This window comes from Streptomyces sp. NPDC007088, assembly GCF_042869355.1.
Lineage (GTDB): Bacteria > Actinomycetota > Actinomycetes > Streptomycetales > Streptomycetaceae > Streptomyces.
In genome coordinates, this window is the sequence record NZ_JBIAFO010000006.1 from 282,557 (window position 1) to 301,759 (window position 19,203).

A 19,203-nucleotide genomic window follows, 5' to 3' on the forward strand; every position below is an offset into this window, starting at 1 on the left:
ACCGGACCGGCCGCCGGATCTCAGCCCGCGAGGTTCCACACGGCGTACGCCACGGCGTCGCTGTGCCGGTCGAGCGCCGTGTCGTTGATGTTGGTGAGCGTGTCGCAGGAGCGGTGGTAGCAGGCGTCGAAGGCCTTGCCCGCCGTCCCGCCCCACTGGGCGGCCTGCTTGGTGGTCTTGATGTAGTCGGCCCCGCTGAACAGGCCGCCCACGGGTATGCCCGCGTTCTTGAACGGGGCGTGGTCGGAGCGGCCGTCGCCCTCCGTCTCCGGCTCGGTCACCACGCCGAGGCCGGTGAAGTACTGCTTGAAGGTCTTCTCGATGGCCGGGTCGTCGTCGTAGACGAAGTAGCCGGGGTTCGGGGAGCCGATCATGTCGAAGTTCAGGTAGCCGGAGATCGTGGCGCGCTGGGCGGTCGTCAGCTTGCTGACGTAGTTCTTCGAGCCGACCATGCCCAGTTCCTCGGCGCCCCACCACGCGAACCGCAGGTGCTTGGCGGGGTGGAAGCCGGTGCGGGACACGGCCAGCGCGGTCTCCAGTACGGCGGCGGAGCCCGAGCCGTTGTCGTTGATGCCGGGGCCCGCGGTGACCGAGTCGAGGTGGGCCCCGGTCAGCAGGACCTTCCCGGTGTCCCCGCCCGGCCAGTCGGCGATCAGGTTGTAGCCGGTCGCGCCGCCCGAGGTGAACTGCTGGATCGAGGTGGTGAATCCGGCCGCGTCCAGCTTGCCCTTGATGAGGTCGAGCGAGGCCCGGTAGCCGGGCCGGCCGTGGGCGCGGTTGCCGCCGTTGGCGGTCGCGACGTCCTGGAGGGCCTTGAGGTCCGCCTTCACGGCGGTGACGGAGATGTCGGGGGCCGCGGCCACCGCCTGTGCCGAGGCGCCCGCCTGCGCGGCCGGTCCCAGCAGGAGGGCGAGGACACCGCCCAGCGCGGCGAGTGGGAGGGCGGCCCGGCGGCGGGCGCGCGGGGGGTGCGGGCGGCGGGTGGTGTTCCGGCGCATGGGGACTCCGGTGGTGTGGGGAGTGGGACGGGACACGGCATCGTCCGCGTATTGTCGGTGTCCGGTCAAGAATGAACTTTCGGTCAACCTGAGTGACCGAAAGTGGAGTTGAGGGTGCGGGGGAGTGCGGCGCCCGAGGGGTGGCGGGCTCCGGGTGGCTTCTCTCGGCCAACCGAGTGATCTTCCGCCGAAGTGGACGGGGTGGGGCGGCCGGTGCCGCTGATCATGGGCGCGTGAATCTTCGACTTCCCCCTGCCGCGGGCCCCCGACGCCGGGGCCTGCCCCTCGCCGCCGGCCTGCTCTCGCTGTCCGCCCTGCTCGCCCCGGCCGGCCCGGCCCACGCCGACGGTGCCGCGTGGTGGTCCACGACCCCGGCGGAGCGAGGCACGAGCGCCTACCTCGACGCCGTCCGGGACGAACCCCGCGCGCTGGGGCGCTTCTTCGCCGCCCTGCCGAAGGGCGGCGATCTGCACAACCACCTGTCCGGGGCCGTCTCCACCGAGTACCTCGTCGAGCTGGCCGCCGAGGACGGGCTGTGCGTGGACACGGCGACGTACACGGCCCTCGCGGCGCCGTGCGGGCCCGGCGCCCGCCCGGCCGCGGAAGCCCGGACGGACCACCGGTTCCGGGACCGCGTCGTGCGGGCCTGGTCGATGCAGGACTTCCCGGCCGGAGGCAACGGGCACGACCACTTCTTCGACACCTTCGGCAAGTTCGGCGAGGTGACCTCGCGCCATCGCGGGAAGCTGCTCGCCAACGTGGCCGACACCGTGGTGGCGCAGAACCAGTTCTATCTGGAGACCCTCGTCACCCCCGCCTCGGACGGCGCGAAGAAGCTCGCCGCCGAGGTCGGCTGGGACCAGGACCTCGCGGCGCTGCACCGCAAGCTCACCGCGGCGGGCCGCCTCGACCGGCTCGTGACCGAGGCGGGCCGCGAGTCGGACGAGGCCGACGCCGAGTTCCGCGCCACCGAGCACTGCGGAGGCGCGCAGGCGCGTCCCGCCTGCGGACTGACGGTGCGCTGGGTCTCCCAGGTGTCGCGCGGCAGCGCCCCGGAGCGCGTCTTCACGCAGATGGCGCTCGGTATGCGGCTCGCCGAACGCGACCACCGTTTCGTCGCCGTCAACCTCGTGCAGCCCGAGGACGGGGAGCGGGCGCTGGCCGACTACCGCCTCCAGATGCGGATGCTCCACTACCTGCGCGGCGTCTATCCGAAGGCGCATGTCACCCTGCACGCGGGCGAGTTGTGGCCCGGCCTCGTCAAGCCCGAGGACCTCGCCTTCCACATCCAGGAGGCCGTGGACGTCGCCGGGGCCGAGCGGATCGGCCACGGCGTGGACCTCGTCCACGAGGACGGCTGGCGCCGCACGGCGCGCACCATGGCGGCCCGGGAGATCGCCGTCGAGGTGCCCTTCAGCAGCAACGCGCAGATCCTCGGCATCAAGGGGGACGACCATCCCTTCGCCACCTACCGGCGCTTCGGGGTGCCCGTCGTGCTCGCCACCGACGACCCCGGCGTCTCGCGCATCGACATCGGTCACGAGTACGCCTACGCCCACCGGACCTACGGCCTCGGCTACCCCGAGCTGAAGGACCTCGCCCGCGCCTCCCTGGAGTACGCGTTCCTGCCCGGTGCCAGTCTGTGGGCCGGCAACCCCACCCGGCAGGGGTGGTCCCCGGTCGCCGCCTGCCGCGGTGCGCGGCCCGGCGTCTCGGAGCCGGGGCCCGGCTGCCGTGACCTGCTGGCCGCCAGCCCGAAGGCCGCCGTCGAATGGCGCCAGGAGGCGGCCTTCCGCCGCTTCGAGGCGAGGTTCGGCATCCGTCGCTGACCCGGCGGCCCCGCCCGTCCCTACCGAGCAGCAGGCCGCCGGTCCCTCCGTGGGACCGGCGGCCCCTGTCGTTTCACGCCATGCGCGGCGGTTCGTATCCGGTCATTTCAGCAGAAAAAGTCGATCACGAGGCTGGATTCCCCTATTAACTTAGGTTAGGTTAACCTCAGCGACGTGATCGTGACTGCACTCGACCGAGAAGACAGCCCGGAGCGGCGGCCCACGCCCGCGCCCGCTGCCGCCGGGCACCTGGCGCAAGGCTCCGGGGCCGAGGCCGCCGAGCCCGCGACGGGCCTCGACGCGCGCGGTATGACGGTGGCTTACGAGGGCACCGACGTCGTGCACGCGGCCGATCTGCGTCTCCCACGCGGCAAGGTCACCGCCCTGATCGGTCCCAACGGCAGCGGCAAGTCCACCCTGTTGCGCTCGATCGCCCGGCTGCACCGCGCCCGCGCCGGCAGTGTCACGGTATCGGCCCAGGACAGCGAGGAGGTCGACGCGCTCGCCCTCTCCCGCACCGAGTTCGCCCGCCGGATCACGCTGCTCGCGCAGAGCCGTACCGCGCCCGCCGGGCTCAGCGTCCGCGAGGTGGTCGGCTTCGGACGGCACCCCTACCGGCACCGGTTCCGCGGCACCGACCCCGAGGGCCCGCGCCTGGTCGAGCACGCGCTGTCCGTCACCGACACCACCGAACTCGCCGACCGCGGCGTCGAGAACCTGTCCGGCGGCCAGTTGCAGCGCGTCTGGTTCGCCTGCTGCCTCGCCCAGGACACCGACGTCCTCCTGCTCGACGAGCCCACCACCTACCTGGACCTGCGCTATCAGGTCGAGATCCTCGATCTGGTCCGCGACCTGGCCGACACGCACGGCGTGACCGTCGGGGTCGTCCTGCACGACCTCGACCAGGCCGCCGCCGTCGCCGACCGCGTCGTCCTGCTGAAGTCCGGCCGCGTCGTCGCCGCCGGCACCCCCGCCGAGGTGTACGAGGCCGAACGGCTCACCGACACCTACGGCATCCGTATCGAGGTCGCCCACGACCTTGCCACCGGCATCCCCCGTACCCGCGCGGTGGGCAGACACCACCTCCGCACCGAAAGGCCCTGAAGACCCTCATGAACAGCAAGCGTTTGGCCTGGCCCGTGATCGCCGTCGCCTCGGCGGTCGCCCTCGCCGCCTGCGGCAGCACCGAGGCGCCGAAGAAGGAGGCGAAGGCCGACTCCTCGCTCACGGTCACCGACGCCACGGGCAAGAAGGTGAAGCTCGACGGCCCCGCCAAGCGGGTGGTGGGCACCGAGTGGAACGTCGTCGAGTCGCTCGTCACGCTGGGCGTCGACCCGGTGGGCGTCGCCGACGTCAAGGGCTACTCCGCGTGGGACAAGGCGGCCCCGCTGCGCGGCGGCGCCAAGGACATCGGCACCCGCGGCGAACCGAGCCTCGGCACCGTCGCCGCCCTCAAGCCGGATCTGGTCGTCGCCACCACCGACCTGTCCGACTCGGCCATCAAGCAGCTCTCCAAGGTCGCCCCCGTCCTGGTCACGAAGTCCGCCGACGCGAGCCGGCAGATCGACCAGATGCTCGACACCATGGACCTCATAGCCAAGGCCACCGGCAAGGAGAAGGAGGCCAAGGCGGAGACCGCCTCCTTCCGCGAGGCGATCGAGGACGGCCGCGAGAAGCTCGACAAGGCCGGGCTCAAGGGCCAGAAGCTCGCCTTCGCGGACGGCTGGAAGGAGGGCAATCAGGTCTCGGTGCGCCCCTTCGCCAAGGGCTCGCTGCTCTCCGACATCAACACCGAACTCGGCCTGGTCGACCCGTGGACGGTCAAGGGCGACAAGGCGTACGGCCTCGGCTCCACCGACGTCGAGGGCCTCACGAAGATCGGTGACGCGCGCTTCGCGTACATCTTCAACTCCGTCGACGGCAAGGACCCCTTCGCCGACGGGCTCAAGGACAACGCCGTGTGGAAGTCGCTGCCCTTCGTCAAGAAGAAGCAGGTCTACCGACTGCCCGACGGCGTCTGGATGTTCGGCGGCACCGCCGCCGCCAAGGACTACATCGACGCGCTCGTGGGCGCGCTGACCGACTGAGCATGAGCACACCGACCCGTACCCCCCGCCCGGCCACCGCGAGCGGCACGGCGGCCCCCGGGCCCGGCCCGGACACCGCCGCCCCGGCCGTGTCCGGGCCGCGCCGCGGCGGCCGTACGGCCCTGCTCGGACTCGCCGCCCTCCTCGTGCTGCTCGCCCTCTCCGTCGTGCACATCAGTCAGGGCACGGCGCCGGTCAGCCTGCACACCCTGTGGCGCACGATCGTCACCCTCGGATCGGACCGTGAGGGCTCCGACCAGGCCGGGGCGGTGCTGGTCGCCTCCCGGCTGCCCCGGCTGTGCGCGGGGCTCCTCGTCGGCTGCGCCCTCGGCGCGGCCGGCGCGGCCCTCCAGTCGGTGTCGCGCAACGTACTGGCCTCGCCCGACACGCTCGCCGTCAACGCGGGCGCCTACCTCGCGGTCGTCGCCTTCGCCGCCTTCGGTGTCTCGCTGCCCGCGCTGCCCGCCGGGGGCACCGCCTTCCTCGGTGGGCTGATCGCCGCCGCGATCGTCCTCGGCCTGTCGCGGGCCGGCTCCGGAGCGATCCGGCTCGTCCTCGCCGGGTCCGCGCTGACCCTCGCGTTCAGCGGACTGAGCCAGATGCTGCTGCTCCTGCGCTCCCAGGAGACCACCGGCCTGTTCGCGTGGGGCAACGGCAGCCTCGCGCAGTCCGGGATGAGCGGCGTGGCACGGCTCGCCCCGGTCGCCGCCCTCGTCCTGATCGCCCTCGTCGTCCTCGGCAGGCGGCTCGACATCCTCGCGCTCGGCGACGACGGCGCCGCCGTGGTCGGCGTCAACCCGCGCGTCACGCGCGCTGTCGCCGTCGTTCTGGCCGTGCTGCTCTCCGCCGTCGCCGTGACCGTCGCCGGGCCCATCGGCTTCGTCGGCCTGTGCGCCCCGGCCGTCGTCCGGCTCCTGGGCGGCTGGGCACCCGGACTGCTGCGCCACCGCGTCTTCGTCCCGGCCTCGGCGATCGCCGGTGTCCTCGTCCTGCTCGGCGCGGACGTCCTGATGCGCGCCCTGTTCGGCGCGCAGAGCGGGGCGGCGGTCCCGACCGGCATCGTCACCTCCGTGTTCGGCGCCGTCGTCCTCGTCTTCCTCGCCCACCGCTCCCGCGACGCGGGCGACACCGGCAACTCCACGGCCTTCGCGAAGCTGCGCGGCCGCCGCGCGTACGTCGTGACACTCGTCGTCGCGAGTGTCGCGTTGATCGCCGCGGTGATCGCCGCGACCCTGCTCGGGGACGCGACGCTGCGCCTGGGCGACGTCGGCTACTGGCTCAGCGGCCGGTCCGGCCAGTTCGTCACGTACCTGCTCGACACGCGCGTACCCCGGGTCGCCGCGGCCCTCCTGGCGGGCGCGGCGCTCGCCGTCGCGGGCACCGTCGTCCAGGCGGTGTCGCGCAACCCGCTCGCCGAACCCGCCATCCTCGGCGTCGTCGGCGGAGCGGGCGTCGGCGCCGTCGTCACGATCACCGCCGTACCGCTCGCGAGCTTCTGGTTCGTCAACGGCGCGGCCCTCGCCGGGGCCGGGGCGGCGGCCGTGCTCGTCTTCGGACTGGCCGCCCGGCACGGACTGGAGCAGAACCGGCTGGTCCTCATCGGCATCGGTGTCTCCACCGGCACCTCGGCCCTCGTGAGCCTGCTCATCACCCTCACCGACCCGTTCAACAGCACCAAGGCGCTCACCTGGATGTCCGGTTCGACCTACGGGCGCAGCTTCCCCGAGATCGTCCCGGTGCTCGTCGTCCTGGCCCTGGCGCTCCCGCTGCTGCTGTTCAGGCGCCGCGAACTCGACCTCATCGGCCTGGACCCCGACACTCCGCGCCTGCTCGGCATCCGGCTCGGCACGACCCGCCTCCTGCTGCTGACCCTCGCGGTCCTGCTGACGGCCTCCTCGGTCGCGGCGGTCGGCGTGATCGGCTTCGTGGGCCTCGTCGCCCCGCACGCCGCGCGCGCCCTCGTCGGCCAGCGCCACTCCCGCGTACTGCCGGTCTCCGCGCTGCTCGGCGCGCTCCTCGTGGTCGTCGCCGACCTGATCGGGCGGGCCGTCATCGCGCCCGCGCAGATCCCGGTCGGCCTCGTCACCGCCGTGATCGGCGCGCCCTACTTCATGTGGCTGCTGTGGAGGTCGCGCCGGGAGGCATGAGCGCGTGAGCGGGGGAGGGGAAGCGAAAGCGGTCCTGCCCCCGGGACGGAGGGAGGCGGGCACCGACGCGGAGCCCCGGAAACGGCCGGCGGCCGAGGGGCTCCGGTGCGATGCGCGGTGCGGCGGGAGCCCGAGCGGCTCCCCGTGCGACGGGGGCCCGAGGCGTTGATCCGGGAGCCCGCCTTCGTGGGTGCTCCGTCCCCGGCGGCGACCGCACCCCGTCGGTCCCCGGGTGCCGAGGGGAAGAATGGCCCCGTCCGGCGGAACTCCGCTGCCTGCCAGGGGAATTCACGCGGAACGCCGGGCCGACCCGGGCTCCCCGCCATAGGCTTCGGGGCATGCCAAGAGGGGTGGGAAGTGCGACAGGACCACCGGACGGAGCGCGCCCTGTCCATCTGGGACCGCTGGCCAGGTGGGAGCGGCCGGTGGCCGGGGTGGCCGGAAGCCTGCTCGCCGGGGCAGGCGTGGCGGCGGTGTTCGTCTCGAAGAATCAGGTCGGCAGTGCGACTCTGGTGGTGATCGGGGCGCTGTTCCTGCTGATGGCCGTGAGCGGCCGCACCATCGAAAGCGTACGAATCGGCGACTGGGAGTTCACGATGGCGGAATTGCGCAGGCAGGCGGCTGAACAGGCCCGTTCCGGGCTGACGGATCAGGCTCAGGCCACTTTGAGCGTCCTCAGGAAGATCAATCCGGACTCGGACCGGGACCCAGAGGTCCACGCCGTGGAGATCTCGGTCTTCGAGAACCGGGTCGTCGAGGCTGTCGAGGCCGCACGCGCCGAGGGCGAGCAGACGGAGCGCCACCTCGGAGCCGGGCTGGGCGAGCCGCTCGCCGTCCTCGTGGCGCAGCCCGGCGGTCTCCGGGTCGGGGTCTTCGCCGCGTACGCCCTGGACGCCTCCGGCCACATCGCGGAGACCTCCTCGGACAGCTTCGCCCGGCGGGCCAGGGAGGTGGACTGCGTGGCCTTTCTTTTCGTCAACGGCACTCTGCATCAGGAGGATCTCGACCGCCTGGTGGAGGGTATCCAGCGCGACGGGGGCCAGCCGGTGGGCATCGAGACCTGGGAGTCCACCGCGCGACCCGCTCCGCTGCGCCCCGCCATCGACCGTCTGCTGGCCCGGGTGCGCGATGCGCAGGACGGGACGGCGACGATCCCCCGGCAGTGATCGAGTGACGCTCCCGGCCTCCCACGGGCCGTGCGCGGCAGCGACGTCCGGCCGGTGACGGCGCGGGCGGCCCGTGTTCGCCTCAGGTGCGGGCGGGGGCCGGCCGAGGGCGTGTCGCCGCGCGTTGTCCGCAGGCGGAGGAGCCCTGGCCCGTCCCGGACTGCCGTGTCAGGACGAGGCGGGCGCACTCGTCCCGTCCTCGGCCTCCCCGGCCGGGCCGCGCGTCTCCCGGGCCGCGCCCGGGTCCCCCGGGGACCAGCCCTCGACGGTCGGTGAAGGAGCCGGCGGCTCCGGGACGGCCGGTCGTCCACAAGTTCCGGCATCGCGTCGGCACCGGCACCACCGGCCGGACCAGCCCCCACACGCCGCGGCAGCGCGGGAGGAAGTACGCGCGCACCACGCCTCACCGCCCGGGATCAGGTGACGACCGCTCCCCGCCGCGGCGGTGTTCGCGGAAGCGGAGTACGTGGGAGGCGCGGGCCCGCGCGGCGTGCCGGGCGGGACCCCGCCATGCGTGGCACGTCCGCACGGGTGCGTGCCGGGCCCGTCCGGGTGCGCGGCGCACACGGGGTGTGCGCGGGCGGGGGAGGAGTGCGTGCCGCCCGGACGGGCCATGGCGAGCCGGACAGGCGGGGACGACAGTGACAGTCGTGATGCGGACGGCAGCCCGCCGCCCGCACGCGGAACGAGGGGACAACTCCCGTGCGCACTCTCCCCGTCAAACCGTCACCGTCCTCACGGCCCCGCAGAACCCTCGCGGTCCTGTTCGCCGCCCTCGCGCTGGTCCTCGGCGGACTGCTCACCGCCCCCGCCGCCCAGGCCACGCCCGCCGCCCTCGGGGATCTGGTCTGTCCGGCGGGCAACCAGACCGTCTCGTACTCGCCGGGCCTGACGAACACCTCGAAGTCCACGACCATCGCGTACAACGCCACGCTCGGCGTGTGCGCCTCGCTCACGCACCCGGAGATCACGAGCGGCGGCAGCGCCGGCACCGTCGTGGCGCCCTACTCGTGCCTCGACCTGCTCAACACCTCCACCGGTACGCAGACCTTCACCTGGAACACCGGTCAGAGCAGCGTCCTGTCCTTCACGCGGACCGTGACGATCCTGAACGGCCAGACCGTCATCACGCTCACCGGCACCATCACCTCGGGGCTGTTCACCGGGGGCCACGCGGTGTTCACGGTGGTGGAGCCCGCGCTCCAGCTGACCGCCTGCGAAACCCCGCAGGGGCTGACCAGCCTGGCCGGGGTGACGACCCTCGTCATCACCTGAGACCAGGCCGGGGCCCGGGGTTCCCGCCCCGGGCCCCGGCCTGGCTCTCCCCTCAGCCGACCGAGCCCGCCTCCACCGCTCCGAGGAACACGCCCCAGCCGAGGTCGCCGAACAGAGGGCGGGTGCGGTGGGGTTCCTGTCGCGGACGGGGGTGCGGCCGGTGAGCCGGCCGATGGCCGTCTCGACACGGTCGCTGTTACCCGACCGCGTCCATGCCGAGCGTGCGGAACATCTGGCCCGCCCGGACTCCGAGGTCCTGGAGTACGGGCGGGCCCGGGGGCCCGGCGGGGCGGATGGGCGCGGGCATGCGCGTGGGCATGGGCATGGGCATGGGCGGTGTCTACGAAGACCTCGTGCTCGCGGTCCGGGCACGGGGCGGGAACCGGTGGCGGCTCGGCAGGGGGAACCGCTCGCCGAAAGCCGCTCCCGAAGGTCACTTCCCGCCCGAGGCCGCGAGCCGGTCGGCGGGCGGATTGCACGGGCGCGCCTCTCCGGAGCGCTGGAGGTGGAACAGGGGCACCCCCAACTCCTCGGCGCTCTGTGCCGCTTCAGGGCTCGGGCCGCCCAGGGTGAAGCCCACCGGGGTGACCGAGGCGGCCAGGCTCGCGAGCCACAGGCACTCCACGTCGCGGCCCCGCACCTGCCGGGGCGAGGGCTCGACGTGGGCGAGCAGCCCCTTCGCCGCGAGCGCCACCCCGTGCGGGGGCGGCTCCTCGGCGCGGCGGATCTCGCCGTACCCGAGCCAGCCCAGGTACAGCGCGGCAGCCGTCACCGCGCCCCTGGCGTCCGTGATCGGCACCGGGCGGAACGGCGTACGCGAGGGCACCGGGCCACCGCCCCGCTCCCCCTCCTCCACCGCGACCCGCAGCAACAGGCCGCAGGAACAGGCCAGTTCGGGATAAGGCCAGTGGCCGGTGCGATCGCAGGCGCGGCAGCGCACCGCGATCCAGTCCTCGGCCCAGGTCCGGTGCTCCAGTACGGTGCCCTCCGCCCCGTCCACGAGCGCCGGGGCCACCGGCTGCCCGCAGGCGCAGGGCAGAGCGGGCGGAACATACCGGCCCACGCTGCGGCAGACCGGACAGCGGACCGACACTCCGGCGGCCATGACGCGCTCCAAGACCTCGGGAACAGACCCCTCCATCATCCCGCACCCACCCGGCGCGCGGACGCGGGTTGGTCAGACCCGGGGGCGAATACCCCGGCCTCCGGCGCCCTCTCACGCCCCGGTACGCGGCGGGCGGGGCCGCCCCGGGCGCGACATCCCCAGAGCCGAGCCGAGTCGGACAGTACCGAGCCGTAACGAGCCGAGCCGTACCGTCTCCTCTCGGCCACACGCACCGCCCCGTCCGCGCCTTCGGCCACTCTCCGGAGGCTGACGGAGGCTGACGGAGAACTGGGTGGAGGACAGGGCGGTGGACCCCACGCGCCCCACTCGGTATACCAAGTAGGTATCGGGCGCGAGGGCGCCGCGGGGCGAGTTGTGCCGGACTGCCCGCCTTGAGCTGCCAAGTAGCCCAACATTTGGGGCAATACGACATGGACGGCCCGCGCGGGCTCCGGCGGCTTGGTATACCGTGTCGCCTCAACGCGTACCGGCCGCCGGTCCGCGTCCTCCCCTGCCGTCCCGAAGGAGGTCCCTTCGCCGTGCGTCGTATACCGGCCACTGTCGTGGCGGTCGCCCTGTTGGCGATCACCACCGCGTGCAGCACCCTCTCCCCGCCCGGCGAGGGGACCGTCGCCCAGCCGCGCCTCGCCGACACCCGCCCCGTCAAGGACGGCGGCACACTCACGATCGCCCTCAAGTCCGATCCGGACATGCTGGACCCGAGCCTGACCTCGACCCTCGTCGCCCGGACCGTCTTCTCGTCCATGTGCGAGCAGCTCTACGACGTCGACCAGGACAACAAGTTCGTCCCGCAACTGGCCGCCTCGATGCCGAGGATCACCAACGGCGGGAAGACCTTCACCTTCACCGTCCGCGAGGACGCCCACTTCAGCGACGGAACCCCGCTGGACGCGCGCGCCGTCAAGACCTCCCTCGACCGCCACCTGCACCTGCGCGGCTCCGGGCGCGCCTCCGAGATCGACTCGGTGAAGAAGGTCAGCACCCCCGGCAAGTACACGGTGCGGCTCGACCTCAAGCACGCGGACGTCCCGCTCCTGGGGCGGCTCGCCAACACCGCCGGGCTGATCATGTCGCCCAAGGCGATCAGGACCTACGGCAGGAAGTTCGCGAGCCACCCCTCCTGCGTGGGCCCCTTCAAGTACGTCAAGCGCGTCATCGGCGACCGCGTCGAACTCACCAAGGACCCGCTCTACTACGACGCGGACAAGGTCCACCTCGCCGGAGTGACCTACAAGACGATCACCGACGGCAACATCCGGATGGCCAACATCAGGTCGGGAGACGTGCAGATCGGCGACCAGATGGGCCCGGTGGAGGTGCGCGGCTCCCTCGGCGAGAAGGGCATCACCCTCCTCAACACCCCCTCGCTCGGCTACATGGCGCTCACCCTGAACGTCGGCAACGTCCACGGCATCGACAAGAAGCCCGGCCGGGTCGACTCGCCCTTCGGACGCGACGTCCGGGTCCGGGAGGCCTTCGACCTCTCCCTCGACCGCGAGCTGATCAACAAACTCGTCTTCCAGGGCATGTACGCCCCCGCCTGCGGGCCGGTGCCCCCGGGCACCCCGCTCAGCTCGCCGGTCACCTGCCCCGGGCGGGACCTGCCCAAGGCCAGGCGGCTGCTCAAGGCGGCCGGGGTGAAGACGCCCGTGCCGCTCGAACTGATGATCAACACGACGCCGGACGACAGCCGCCTCGGCCAGGTCGTCCAGGCCATGGCCGCCGAGGCCGGTTTCGACGTACGGCTGCGGCCCACCGAGTTCGCCACCGGACTGACCCGCACCCTGGCCGGGGACTTCCAGGCCAGGACCGGCGGCTGGGGCGGACAGCCCGACCCGGCCGGCAACATCGACAGCCTCGTCGGCACCACCGGCAGCAACAACCAGGGGAAGCTCTCCGACCCGGAGGTCGACCGGCTGATCGTGGAGGGCCGCAGCACGACGGACATCGCGAAACGGCGTGACGTCTACCGCCGGCTCACCCGGGCGATCAACCGGCTGCACGGCGTCATCTACCTCTACCGGCCGGTCAACTACGTCTCCGCGTCCACGGACGTCAGCGGCGTCAAGCTCTCCGGGGACGGCCTGATCAAGGCGAAGGAAGCCGGATACGTGAAGGGGAGCCGGTGAACCACCTCCGCAAGCTGCTGACCTCCTACATCAGCCGCAGGCTCGGCATGTCGCTGATCACCATGGGACTCGTCAGCATCGCCGTCTTCCTCGGCGTACGCGCCATGCCCGGCGACACCGCGCAGGCCCTCGCGGGCGAACAGACCTCCCCCGAGGTGCTCGCCGCGATCCGCCAGGAGTACGGGCTGAACGACAACATCGCCGTGCAGTACTGGCGGTACGTCAGCAACGCCGCCACCGGCGACTTCGGCACCTCCGCACGCACCGGGCTGCCGGTGCTCGACTCGATCACCCAGGCCCTGCCCATCACCCTCGAACTCGCGGCCCTGTCCCTGGTCCTGGCCGTCGTCGTCGGGATCGGCGCCGGTGTGCTGGCCGCCGTACGGCGCGGGAAGCCCGAGGAGTGGCTCGCCAATGGCATCGCCCTGCTCGGCATGTCCGTCCCCTCCTTCTGGCTCGGCATCGTCCTCCTCCTCGCCTTCGCCATCGCCGTGCCCGTCTTCGCCGCCTCCGGCTTCGTGCCCTTCGGCACCGACCCACTGGAGAACCTGCGGCGCCTGACCCTCCCGGCGATCGTGCTGGGCTCCGGACTCGCCGCCGTCGTCATGCGGCAGACCAGAGCCGCGATGATCGACTCCCTGTCCTCCGACTACACCCGCACCGCCCGCGCCAAGGGGCTCGCCCCGCGCACCGTCATCGGCCGGCACGCCCTGCGCAACTCACTCGTCACCGTCGTCACCGTGCTCGGCCTGCAACTCGGCCAGCTCATCTCGGGCGCCGTCGTCACCGAACAGGTCTTCGTCCTGCCCGGCTTCGGCAAGCTCACCATCGACGCGGTCTTCACCCGCGACTACGCGATGGTCCAGGGCGTGGTGCTCTTCACCTCGGCCGCCTACATCCTGATCAACCTGCTGGTCGACTTCCTCTACTCCGTCGTCGACCCGCGTATCCGGCTCGGAGGTTCCCGATGACCGTCGCCCCCTCCCCGGCGCCGGCCGCCCCCGCCGTCACCGCGCCCGCGCCGAAGCCGGGCCCCGGGCGCGGCCGGTGGCGCTCCGGACTGCGCCGGCTGCGCCGCAACCGCCTCGCCCTCGTCGGCGCCGTCCTCGCCACGCTGTTCGTGTGCGTGGCCCTCCTCGCGCCCCTGCTCGCCCCCTACGACCCGGCCCGGCCCGACTTCGGCGCCGCGCTCGCCGAACCGTCCTGGTCGCACTGGCTGGGCACCGACGACCTGGGACGCGACCAGCTCTCCCGCGTCCTGGTCGGGGTCACCGCCTCCATGCAGGTCGGCGTCCTCGCCGTCGCCCTCGCCTTCGTCGTCGCCGTCCCCCTCGGACTGGTCGCCGGCTACTACGGCCGCTTCGCGGACTCGGCGGTCTCCCGGCTCACCGACACCCTGCTCGCCTTCCCGTTCCTCGTACTGGCCGTCGGCCTCGCCGCGATCCTCGGGCCCTCGCTGGAGAACGCCACCATCGCCATCGGCATCTCGCAGATCCCGGCGATCATCCGCATCACCCGCGCCGAGACCCTGCGCCTCAAACACCTCGACTACGTCGGCGCGGCCCTCGCCAACGGCGGCAACGACCGGGTGATCCTCTTCCGGCACATCCTGCCGAACGCCACCTCGGCGCTCATCGTCCAGGCCACCGTGGGCATCCCCTCCGCCATCATCGGCGAGGCCGTCCTCAGCTTCCTCGGCCTCGGCGTCCAGCCGCCCTCGCCCTCCCTCGGCGTGATGCTCTCCAGCGCCCAGCCCTTCATCGCCGACGCCCCCTGGATGGCCGTCTTCCCCGGCCTCGTTATCGTCCTGGCCACCCTCGCCTTCAACCTGCTCGGCGACGGCGTACGCGACATCCTCGACCCCCGCGGAGGTACCCGGTGACCCGAACCGACACGGCCACCGCCGCCCGGCCCGCCCCGGGACAGAACGAACCCGTCCTCAGCGTCCGGGACCTCACGGTCGCCTTCCACGGGCAGGACCGCACCGTGCACGCCGTCGACGGCGTCTCCTACGACCTGGCCCCCGGCGAAGTACTCGCCGTCGTCGGGGAGTCGGGCTGCGGGAAGTCCGTCACCTCCATGGCCGTCATGGGCCTGCTGCCGCCCACCGCCCACGTCGGCGGATCGATCCGCCTCGACGGACGCGAACTGGTCGGCGCCCCCGAGAGGGAACTGCGCTCGCTGCGTGGCCGCCGTCTCTCGATGATCTTCCAGGAGCCCATGACCTCCCTCAACCCGGTGCTCACCGTCGGCCGGCAGATCACCGAGGTGCTCAGCCGCCACCAGGGCCTCGGGCGGCGGGAGGCCCGGGAACGCGCCGTCGAACTCCTCGACCTCGTGGGCATCCCCGCCCCGCGCACCCGCGTCGACGAGTACCCGCACCAGCTCTCCGGCGGTATGCGCCAGCGCGTCATGATCGCCATCGCCGTCGCCTGCGACCCGGCCGTCCTGATCGCCGACGAACCCACCACCGCCCTCGACGTCACCGTCCAGGCCGGCATCCTCGACGTGCTCCGCTCCCTGCGCGACCGCCTCGGCACCGCGATCGTGCTCATCACCCACGACCTCGGCGTCGTCGCGGACACCGCCGACCGGGTCCTCGTCATGTACGCCGGACGCCCCGTCGAACAGGCTCCGGTGGACGAGCTGTTCGGCGCGCCCCGGCACCCGTACACCAACGGGCTGCTCGGCGCGGTCCTGCGCCCCGGCAGCCGCACCGCGGGCGGCCGGGCCCGGCTCAACGAGATCCCCGGGCTCGTCCCCGACCTGAGCGAACAGCCGCGGGGCTGCGGATTCGCCCCCCGCTGCGCCCACGCGAGCGCCGACTGCCTCACCGTCCGCCCCGCACCGCGCGCACTGTCCACCACCCACCGCGTCGCCTGCCACCACCCGGTCACGGCCGCCGCCGCGGCGGACCCACAGCCCCACCACCCCGACACCTCCGAGGGAGCCGCGCGATGACCGGCAGTCCCCGTCCCACCGAAGCACCCGTGCTCGCGGTACGGGACCTCACCCGTCACTTCACCGCGGCCGGCGGCGGCACCGTACGCGCCGTGGACGGCGTGACCCTGACCATCGAACCCGGTGAAGTCCTCGGCCTCGTCGGCGAGTCGGGCAGCGGGAAGTCCACGGTCGGACGCTGCGTGGTCCGCCTCGACCAGCCGACCGGCGGCAGCGTACGGATCAACGGGACCGACGTCACGACGCTGTCCGCGCGCGCCCTGCGGCCCCTGCGCAAGGACTTCCACCTCGTCTTCCAGGACCCCTCCTCCTCCCTCAACCCGCGTATGACGATCCGGCGGATCATCGCCGAACCGCTGCGCCTGCACGGGATGGCGAGCCGGCAGGAGGCGGCGGACCGGGTCGACGCCCTCCTCGCTCAGGTCGGGCTGCGCCCCGAACTCGCCGACCGCGGCCCCCACGAACTCTCCGGCGGCCAGCGCCAGCGCGTCTCCATCGCCCGCGCGCTCTCCGTCGACCCGAGCCTGCTCGTGGCCGACGAGCCGACCTCCGCGCTCGACGTCTCGGTCCAGGCGTCCGTCCTCAACCTGCTGGCCGACCTCCAGCAAGAGCGCGGCTTCGGCTGCCTGTTCATCACGCACGACCTCGCCGCCGTCGAGTACCTCGCCGACCGCATCGCCGTCATGTACCTCGGCCGTATCGTCGAACAGGCGCCCGCCGCCGACCTGTTCGCGGCGCCCAAGCACCCGTACACGCAGGCGCTGCTGTCGGCCGCGCCGGTCCCGGACCCGGCCGAACAGCGCGGACGCAGCCGCATCGTGCTCGGCGGGGACCTGCCCAGCCCCCTCGACCCGCCGCCCGGCTGCCACTTCCACACCCGCTGCCCCCTGGCCACCGACCGCTGCCGCGCCGAGGCGCCCGCGCTGCGCACGGTGGCCGCCTCGCAGACCGGGCCCGCCGCGGGACGCCAGGTCGCCTGCCACCTCGTGGCGGACGACGGCACCGTGCCGGACGCCGCGCACGCGGCGACCACAGCCGCCTGAGACGGCCCGTCGGCCGCCGGTACACGCAGAGGCCAGCCCCCACGAAGAGGCCCGCCGGCGCCAAGCGGCAGGCCGGCAAACACGAAGCGGCCCTGTCCCCCTCCTGTGAGAGGGGGGCAGGGCCGCTTCGTACCGGCCGGCTCTCAGCCGACGAGCCGCAGGCCGTCCGCGACCACGCGACCGGCGTGCAGGACCGTCCGGTCCTCGCCGCGGTCCATCACGGCGGAGGCGACCGTCTCGCCCTCCACCAGCAGCAGGTCGGCGCGGTCACCCACGGCCAGGGCGGGACGGTCGGCCACCGAACTCAGCCTCGGCAGCCCGGGGTCCAGGATCGAGGCACCACCGCGCGAGGCGACGGCCACGCAGTGCTCGATCAGCTCGTCCTTGCGGTACCGGTTGGTGAAGGCGAGCTGCCAGGTACGGTCCAGCATGTCCGCGTTGCCGTAGGGCGACCAGAAGTCGCGCTGCCCGTCCTCGCCCAGACCGACCCGGACGCCCGCCCGCGTCAGCTCCGCCAGCGGCAGGGCGTGGAGCTGCTGCGCGGGAGCGATCGTCGCCATCGAGATGTCCAGCTCGGCGAACTCCTCGATGAGCCGGCGCGTCGTCGCCTCGTCCACGGCGCCCAGTTCGTAGGCGTGGGACAGCGTCACCTTTCCGGCCATGCCGAGCGCGCGGACCCGCTCCAGGATGAGATCGACACTGAACACACCGAGGTGGCCGGGCTCGTGCAGGTGGACGTCGATGGGCGCCTGGTGCTTCTCGGCCAGGCCGAAGAGGATGTCGAGGTGGCGCACCGGGTCACGGTCCAGGGTGCAGGGATCGATCCCGCCCACGACCGCCGCGCCGGAGGACAGCGCCTCGTCCATCAGCTCCGGCACCCCCTTCTCCCGCAACAGCCCGGCCTGCGGGAACGCCATGATCTCGACCTCGCAGCGGTCGGCGTGCGCCTCCTTCGCGGCCAGTACGCCCTCGAAGCGCTCCAGGCCGCAGTCGGCGTCGATCTGCGCGTAGCTGCGCACCCGGGTCGTACCGCGCTCGATCATCCGGCCCAGCGTGTACGTGGCCCGTTCGGCGACGCTCCACTCGTCCTCGCGCCAGTGCGCCCGGTCGTTCATCGTCAGGCCCCAGACCCCGGGCGCCCCCGTGTGCGGGCGGAAGGGCAGCCCGATCCGGGTCGAGTCCAGGTGGCAGTGGACGTCGGAGAAGGAGGGCAGCGCGAGCCGGCCCCGCCCGTCCACCGAGGCGCCCGCCGTGGCGCGACCGGGCTCGTGTGGGTGCAGTGCGGCTATCGCGCCGTCCCGGATCTCGATGTCCTGCGACGGGCCGCCCCAGGGGCGGACGTTGGTGATGAGCATGCGGACGTGTTCCGTTCCTTGTGGGGCTGAGGTGGGTTGGGGGCGGGGGTGGACGACACCGGCCCGCAGGGGGCACGGTGCGGTTCCGGTACGGCCCGGCGCGGGTCCGGTACGGGCGGCTGCCCGGGGGGCGCGGTCCGTCACTCGGCCGGGAGGATTCTGGCCAGGGTCGCGAGAGAGGGGCCGCGGCCCCGTTCGATGTGGGCGTACGCGACGGCGCCGGCCAGCTCCGCGTTCCCGGAGTGGATCGCGGCGCACAGGTCCCGGTGCTCGGCGCACTGCACGGCGGGGTCGAGGTTCCCGGTGAGGGTGAAGACCCACTGCATGAGCCCCAGCGAGGGGTGCAGCGCCGTCTGGAGGAGGTGGTTCCCCGTCATCGCGACGATCCCGGCGTGCAGGGCGGTGTTCGCGCCGGGAATCTCCTCGACCGCTCCGCGACGCGTGGCGTCCTCGGCACACTCCATCAGCTCCCGCAGCCGCCGCGCGGCCGGTCCCGAGGCGTCCGCCTGGGCCGCCCGGCGCGCGGCGAAGACCTCCAGGCTCAGACGGAGGTCGAAGAGTTCGTTGACGTCGCGCAGCGACAACCGCCGTACCGAGGCGCCGCGCCGGGGCGAGAGTTCCACGAGACCGTCGGCGGCGAGCCGGGTCAGCGCCTCGCGGACCGGGATACGGGAGTAACCGAGGGTCTGCGACAGTTCGCGCTCACGCAGCCGGGTGCCCGGCGGGTACGCGCCGGAGAGCACCCCGTCCCGGATCACGCGTTCGGCGTGCACGACGTGCGAGCCCCCCGCGTCCGGCGCCGGGGAACTCACCGACCGGCCCTGCCGAGGTCCACGGGTGGGCGGGTGCGCATGGAGCCTCCTGAAGACGACGCCCCGGCCGAAGCGGCTCCGGCCGGCCGGCCGTCACGCTGCCAAGGACGCAGGCGACACTAACACTTGGCATACCAAGGGGAAATGTTCTCGGGTGATACGCGGCCTAATCCCGAAATGAGACAGGCGATTCGTCGCTTCCGGGGTGGCTCCGGGGCCTTAAGGTATACCAGCGTGGTGGCCGGTGGCCGGTGGCCGGTGGCTGTGATGGCGAC

General features: G+C 73.0%; 16 protein-coding genes. 11 read left to right on the forward strand and 5 right to left on the reverse strand.

Annotation, left to right across the window (positions count from 1 at the left end; all coding sequences use genetic code 11):
- Positions 1–20 precede the first annotated feature (20 nt).
- Positions 21–998 (reverse strand): M28 family metallopeptidase, encoded by a 978-nt coding sequence (locus ACFYMP_RS12580; RefSeq protein ID WP_388854949.1) that lies wholly within the window; start codon positions 996–998, stop codon positions 21–23.
- Positions 999–1,231: 233 nt separating this feature from the next.
- On the opposite strand from ACFYMP_RS12580, the gene ACFYMP_RS12585 reads away from it, so the two are divergent.
- The 6 genes from ACFYMP_RS12585 (at position 1,232) to ACFYMP_RS12610 (ending at position 9,502) form a co-directional block, all read left to right on the forward strand.
- On the forward strand, positions 1,232–2,827 hold the full coding sequence (locus ACFYMP_RS12585; RefSeq protein ID WP_388854952.1) for an adenosine deaminase: 1,596 nt from the start codon (positions 1,232–1,234) through the stop codon (positions 2,825–2,827).
- A gap of 309 nt (positions 2,828–3,136) precedes the next feature.
- Positions 3,137–3,931, forward strand: coding sequence for an ABC transporter ATP-binding protein (locus tag ACFYMP_RS12590; protein ID WP_388855174.1), 795 nt, complete (start codon positions 3,137–3,139; stop codon positions 3,929–3,931).
- A gap of 8 nt (positions 3,932–3,939) precedes the next feature.
- Positions 3,940–4,914: an iron-siderophore ABC transporter substrate-binding protein gene (locus ACFYMP_RS12595; RefSeq protein ID WP_388854955.1), complete on the forward strand. Its 975-nt coding sequence runs from the start codon at positions 3,940–3,942 to the stop codon at positions 4,912–4,914.
- Between the two features lie 2 nt (positions 4,915–4,916).
- Positions 4,917–7,061, forward strand: a complete 2,145-nt coding sequence (locus tag ACFYMP_RS12600) for an iron ABC transporter permease (RefSeq protein WP_388854958.1) — start codon at positions 4,917–4,919, stop codon at positions 7,059–7,061.
- 425 nt (positions 7,062–7,486) lie between these two features.
- The gene (locus ACFYMP_RS12605; protein WP_388854961.1) at positions 7,487–8,227 is read left to right on the forward strand and encodes a hypothetical protein; all 741 of its coding nucleotides are present in this window, start codon (positions 7,487–7,489) and stop codon (positions 8,225–8,227) included.
- A gap of 702 nt (positions 8,228–8,929) precedes the next feature.
- Positions 8,930–9,502 (forward strand): hypothetical protein, encoded by a 573-nt coding sequence (locus tag ACFYMP_RS12610; RefSeq protein WP_388854964.1) that lies wholly within the window; start codon positions 8,930–8,932, stop codon positions 9,500–9,502.
- 196 nt (positions 9,503–9,698) lie between these two features.
- On the opposite strand, the gene ACFYMP_RS12615 is transcribed toward ACFYMP_RS12610, so the two are convergent.
- Positions 9,699–9,833, reverse strand: coding sequence for a hypothetical protein (locus ACFYMP_RS12615; protein ID WP_388854967.1), 135 nt, complete (start codon positions 9,831–9,833; stop codon positions 9,699–9,701).
- Positions 9,834–9,935: 102 nt separating this feature from the next.
- On the reverse strand, positions 9,936–10,565 hold the full coding sequence (locus ACFYMP_RS12620; protein WP_388854970.1) for a hypothetical protein: 630 nt from the start codon (positions 10,563–10,565) through the stop codon (positions 9,936–9,938).
- Positions 10,566–11,146: 581 nt separating this feature from the next.
- Between ACFYMP_RS12620 and ACFYMP_RS12625 the strand changes: the two genes are divergently transcribed.
- From ACFYMP_RS12625 to ACFYMP_RS12645, 5 genes are read left to right on the forward strand one after another with little or no spacing between them, the layout of a single operon-like run.
- Entirely contained in the window at positions 11,147–12,757 is a 1,611-nt protein-coding gene (locus tag ACFYMP_RS12625) for an ABC transporter substrate-binding protein (protein WP_388854973.1), read from the forward strand.
- The gene (locus tag ACFYMP_RS12630; protein ID WP_388854976.1) at positions 12,754–13,728 is read left to right on the forward strand and encodes an ABC transporter permease; all 975 of its coding nucleotides are present in this window, start codon (positions 12,754–12,756) and stop codon (positions 13,726–13,728) included. Before ACFYMP_RS12625 ends, ACFYMP_RS12630 begins: the two co-directional genes overlap by 4 nt.
- Positions 13,725–14,639, forward strand: coding sequence for an ABC transporter permease (locus ACFYMP_RS12635; protein WP_388854980.1), 915 nt, complete (start codon positions 13,725–13,727; stop codon positions 14,637–14,639). The genes ACFYMP_RS12630 and ACFYMP_RS12635 overlap by 4 nt, the downstream gene beginning before the upstream one ends.
- Complete coding sequence (locus ACFYMP_RS12640; RefSeq protein WP_388854983.1) at positions 14,636–15,718, forward strand: ABC transporter ATP-binding protein; 1,083 nt, start codon at positions 14,636–14,638, stop codon at positions 15,716–15,718. Before ACFYMP_RS12635 ends, ACFYMP_RS12640 begins: the two co-directional genes overlap by 4 nt.
- Positions 15,715–16,761 carry an ABC transporter ATP-binding protein gene (locus ACFYMP_RS12645; protein ID WP_388854986.1) on the forward strand — a complete coding sequence of 349 codons (1,047 nt, stop codon included), beginning with the start codon at positions 15,715–15,717 and terminating at the stop codon, positions 16,759–16,761. Before ACFYMP_RS12640 ends, ACFYMP_RS12645 begins: the two co-directional genes overlap by 4 nt.
- Before the next feature lie 143 nt (positions 16,762–16,904).
- On the opposite strand, the gene ACFYMP_RS12650 is transcribed toward ACFYMP_RS12645, so the two are convergent.
- Positions 16,905–18,116: an amidohydrolase family protein gene (locus ACFYMP_RS12650; RefSeq protein WP_388854989.1), complete on the reverse strand. Its 1,212-nt coding sequence runs from the start codon at positions 18,114–18,116 to the stop codon at positions 16,905–16,907.
- Positions 18,117–18,256: 140 nt separating this feature from the next.
- Entirely contained in the window at positions 18,257–18,928 is a 672-nt protein-coding gene (locus tag ACFYMP_RS12655) for a GntR family transcriptional regulator (protein WP_388854992.1), read from the reverse strand.
- Between the last annotated feature and the right edge of the window lie 275 nt (positions 18,929–19,203).

Excerpts from the sequence above, each read along its gene's own strand:
- ACFYMP_RS12580 (WP_388854949.1), bottom strand. The coding sequence starts at position 998 with ATGCGCCGGAACACCACCCGCCGCCCGCACCCCCCGCGCGCCCGCCGC.
- ACFYMP_RS12615 (WP_388854967.1), bottom strand. The coding sequence starts at position 9,833 with ATGCCCATGCCCATGCCCACGCGCATGCCCGCGCCCATCCGCCCCGCC.
- ACFYMP_RS12635 (WP_388854980.1), top strand. The coding sequence starts at position 13,725 with ATGACCGTCGCCCCCTCCCCGGCGCCGGCCGCCCCCGCCGTCACCGCG.
- ACFYMP_RS12595 (WP_388854955.1), top strand. The coding sequence starts at position 3,940 with ATGAACAGCAAGCGTTTGGCCTGGCCCGTGATCGCCGTCGCCTCGGCG.
- ACFYMP_RS12590 (WP_388855174.1), top strand. The coding sequence starts at position 3,137 with ATGACGGTGGCTTACGAGGGCACCGACGTCGTGCACGCGGCCGATCTG.
- ACFYMP_RS12645 (WP_388854986.1), top strand. The coding sequence starts at position 15,715 with ATGACCGGCAGTCCCCGTCCCACCGAAGCACCCGTGCTCGCGGTACGG.
- ACFYMP_RS12600 (WP_388854958.1), top strand. The coding sequence starts at position 4,917 with ATGAGCACACCGACCCGTACCCCCCGCCCGGCCACCGCGAGCGGCACG.
- ACFYMP_RS12650 (WP_388854989.1), bottom strand. The coding sequence starts at position 18,116 with ATGCTCATCACCAACGTCCGCCCCTGGGGCGGCCCGTCGCAGGACATC.